The organism is Streptomyces bobili, from assembly GCF_002154575.1.
GTDB lineage: Bacteria > Actinomycetota > Actinomycetes > Streptomycetales > Streptomycetaceae > Streptomyces > Streptomyces bobili.
Genome location: NZ_MUBA01000055.1, coordinates 1 through 2,803, shown reverse-complemented (window position 1 = coordinate 2,803; position 2,803 = coordinate 1). Strand labels below are relative to the sequence as shown.

2 protein-coding genes, 1 tRNA gene and 1 pseudogene are annotated in these 2,803 nt (G+C 68.9%); 1 reads left to right on the top strand and 3 read right to left on the bottom strand.

Annotation, left to right across the window (positions count from 1 at the left end; all coding sequences use genetic code 11):
• The first annotated feature begins 318 nt into the window (after nucleotides 1–318).
• On the top strand, nucleotides 319–555 hold the full coding sequence (locus BZL64_RS04995; protein ID WP_086766554.1) for a GntR family transcriptional regulator: 237 nt from the start codon (nucleotides 319–321) through the stop codon (nucleotides 553–555).
• A 49-nt stretch (nucleotides 556–604) separates the two neighbouring features.
• On the opposite strand, the gene BZL64_RS04990 is transcribed toward BZL64_RS04995, so the two are convergent.
• The 3 genes and pseudogenes from BZL64_RS04990 to BZL64_RS04980 all read right to left on the bottom strand — a co-directional run.
• Nucleotides 605–677, bottom strand: a tRNA-Lys gene (locus tag BZL64_RS04990).
• A gap of 90 nt (nucleotides 678–767) precedes the next feature.
• Complete coding sequence (locus BZL64_RS04985) at nucleotides 768–2,312, bottom strand: amino acid permease (protein ID WP_244205194.1); 1,545 nt, start codon at nucleotides 2,310–2,312, stop codon at nucleotides 768–770.
• A gap of 164 nt (nucleotides 2,313–2,476) precedes the next feature.
• Nucleotides 2,477–2,803 (bottom strand): annotated as a pseudogene (locus tag BZL64_RS04980) (DEAD/DEAH box helicase); the annotation flags it as partial.

Genomic DNA, 2,803 nt, shown 5'->3' with positions numbered 1-2,803 from the left:
GCGTACGCCGGTGAGGTGGGGGCGGGGACAGGGGCGCCCGTGGGAGCGACGCCGTTTGCCCGTACCCGGGGCGAAGAGGAGACGCAGCCATTCGAGGGTGCGACGGATAGGGTCGTGCATGTCGACGCTCCTTAGTAAGCGTTGGCCGTGCCCCGGGAGGTCTAGCCACCTCGCCGGGGTCTTTGCGTCTCCGAAGCTACACCGGGATGCAGACCTCTACATACAAGTACAGAGGGATCCACACGATCGTGCAGATGGCCACCGCTCTACGTTGGACATATGAGCGATACGGAAGAGCCGAAAGCCACTCTGGACCCCATGAGTGCCAGGCCGCTCTATGTTCAGCTGGCCGACGTCATCGCCGCGAAGATCGGGTCCGGGGAACTGGCGCCGGACAGGCCCATCCCCTCGGAGAACCACCTCGCCGACGAGTACGGCGTGGCAAGGCTCACCGCACGACGTGCCGCACAGGAACTCCGCGAGCGCGGGCTGATCGTCACCGTGCGAGGCAAGGGCTCGTTCGTCGTCGAGCAGCCGCCCCGCGACGCCCCCTGAAAACGCAGGAGCCCCCGCCTCAGAACACTCTGACGCGGGGGCTCTTCCGTAGGCCCTGTGGGACTCGAACCCACAACCAATGGATTAAAAGTCCACTGCTCTGCCAATTGAGCTAAGGGCCCAGGCGATGTTGCCTCCCCGAGCATAGCGGGACGTGGCCGTGTCGCCGATCGGGTATCGGGGACACGGCCGTGCCGGGTGGCGAAGATCGGTCACGGATCAACGGTTTCGGCCGTCACCTCCGCTTCCGGGCCCGCCGCCGGGGCGGGGACGAGCCCCTCGCTCTCGGGCCGGAGGAACCAGTGGCGGGCCGAGGCGAACCACCAGACGGCGGCGAAGCCGAGGACGGCCAGGACGGCGACCGGGGCGTAGTTGAAGGTCTCGGAGGTCACCGGGGAGACCTGGGGGAGCATGAACAGGACGGTGATGACGCCCACCCAGATGACGGAGACCACGCCGATGGCCCGGGACCAGCGGCCCAGATGCCAGGGGCCGCGGGCGAAGTCGTCGCCCTTGCGCAGTCGCAGCAGGGTCGGGATGACGTAGGCGATGTAGAGGCCGATGACCGCGATGGAGGTGACGGCCGCGTAGGCCGTGACGTTGATCAGGTAGGGCAGGCCCAGGAGCAGCGCGCCACCGGCCGCGAGCCAGACCGCCGCGACGGGCGTGCGGGTGCGGGGGCTGACGGTGCGCCAGAGGTGCGAGAAGGGCAGAGCGCCGTCGCGGGAGAAGGCGTAGATCATGCGGCTGTTGGCGGTGACGGACGCCATTCCGCAGAACAGCTGGGCGCCGATCACGACGAGCAGCAGCAGTTTGCCGGCCGTGGCGCCGAGCGCGTCGAGGAGGATCTGGGCGGGCGGTGCGCCGGTCGGGGAGCCGAGGGCGCCGTCGTAGGACTGGATGGCGAAGGTGAAGCCGAGGAGGAGGACGAAGCCGGCGATCCACGAGGTCCAGATGGACCGCACGATGCCTTGGGGGCCGGCGGTGGACGCGTCGTGCGTCTCCTCGGTCATGTGGGCGGAGGCGTCGTAGCCGGTGAAGGTGTACTGGGCCATCAGCAGGCCGAGGGCGACGACGTAGACGCCGCTGCCCCAGCCGGTGTTGTTCACGAACTCGCCGAAGACGAAGGACGCCGACTGGTGGTCGTCCGGTACGAAGGTCAGCGCGCCGACGATGACGGCGACGCCGAGGACGTGCCACCACACGCTCACGCTGTTGAGGAGTGCGACGATCCGCACCCCGAAGGTGTTGAGCAGACCGTGCAGCACCAGGATCCCCGCGAACAGCAGGATCGTGCGGCCCGGCGTGACCTCGAAGTCGAACTGGAGATTGAGGTAGGCGCCGAGGAAGGACGCGGCACCGAAGTCGATGCCGGCCGTCACGGCGACCTGGCCGAGCACGTTGAACCAGCCCGTGAACCAGGCCCAGGCGGCGGCGGTGCGGGGCGGCGCCAGCCGGTGGGCCCAGAAGTACAGGCCGGCCGACGTGGGATAGGCCGAGCAGATCTCGGCCATCGACAGCCCGACGAACAGGGTCATCAGGCCGACCACGACCCAGCCCCAGGTGATCACGGCGGGCCCGCCGGTGTTCATGCCGAACAGATAGAGCGTCAGGCAGCCCGACAGGACCGAGATGATCGTGAAGGAGACCGCGTAGTTGGAGAACGCCGACATACGGCGTGCGAGAACCTGCGTGTATCCGAGCTGGGCCAGCCGTTCCTCGTCCGAGAGCCCAGTCGCCTTGCCGTCATCTGTCATGCCCCCAGCAATTCCCTCGCCAGGGTCGTGACACACGTCACAACTTGGCCAGAAAGAACCCTTGAGAGGACCCAGACACGAAGAAGGGCCCGTACGACCGAAGTCGTACGGGCCCTTCCCGGTGCGAGCTACAGAAGCAGCCGGAGCCGGCTACTCAGTCGGCGTCAGCCGTTGCGCTTCCAGCGCGGCTTGTCGTCGCGACGCCCGAAGGAGCCGCCACCACCGGTGCCGGTGCCGGTGCCACGGTGGTCGTCGCGGCGGGCGGCCGGACGCTCGTGGCCGCCGGAGCGGAAACCGGTGCCCGGACGGTCGTCGCGGCGGTCACGGTTGAACGGACGGTCGCTGCCCCGGTGCCCACCGCGCTCGCCACCGGCGCGGAAGCCGCCCCGGTCGTCACGGCGCTCGAAGGAACGGCCACCGCGGTCGTCACGGTCACGGTTGAAGCCACCCCGGTCACCGCCGCGGTCGCCACCGCGGTCACCGCGGTCGTC

Coding starts and splice junctions, on each gene's coding strand:
- BZL64_RS04995 (WP_086766554.1), top strand. CDS start 319: ATGAGTGCCAGGCCGCTCTATGTTCAGCTGGCCGACGTCATCGCCGCG.
- BZL64_RS04985 (WP_244205194.1), bottom strand. CDS start 2,312: ATGACAGATGACGGCAAGGCGACTGGGCTCTCGGACGAGGAACGGCTG.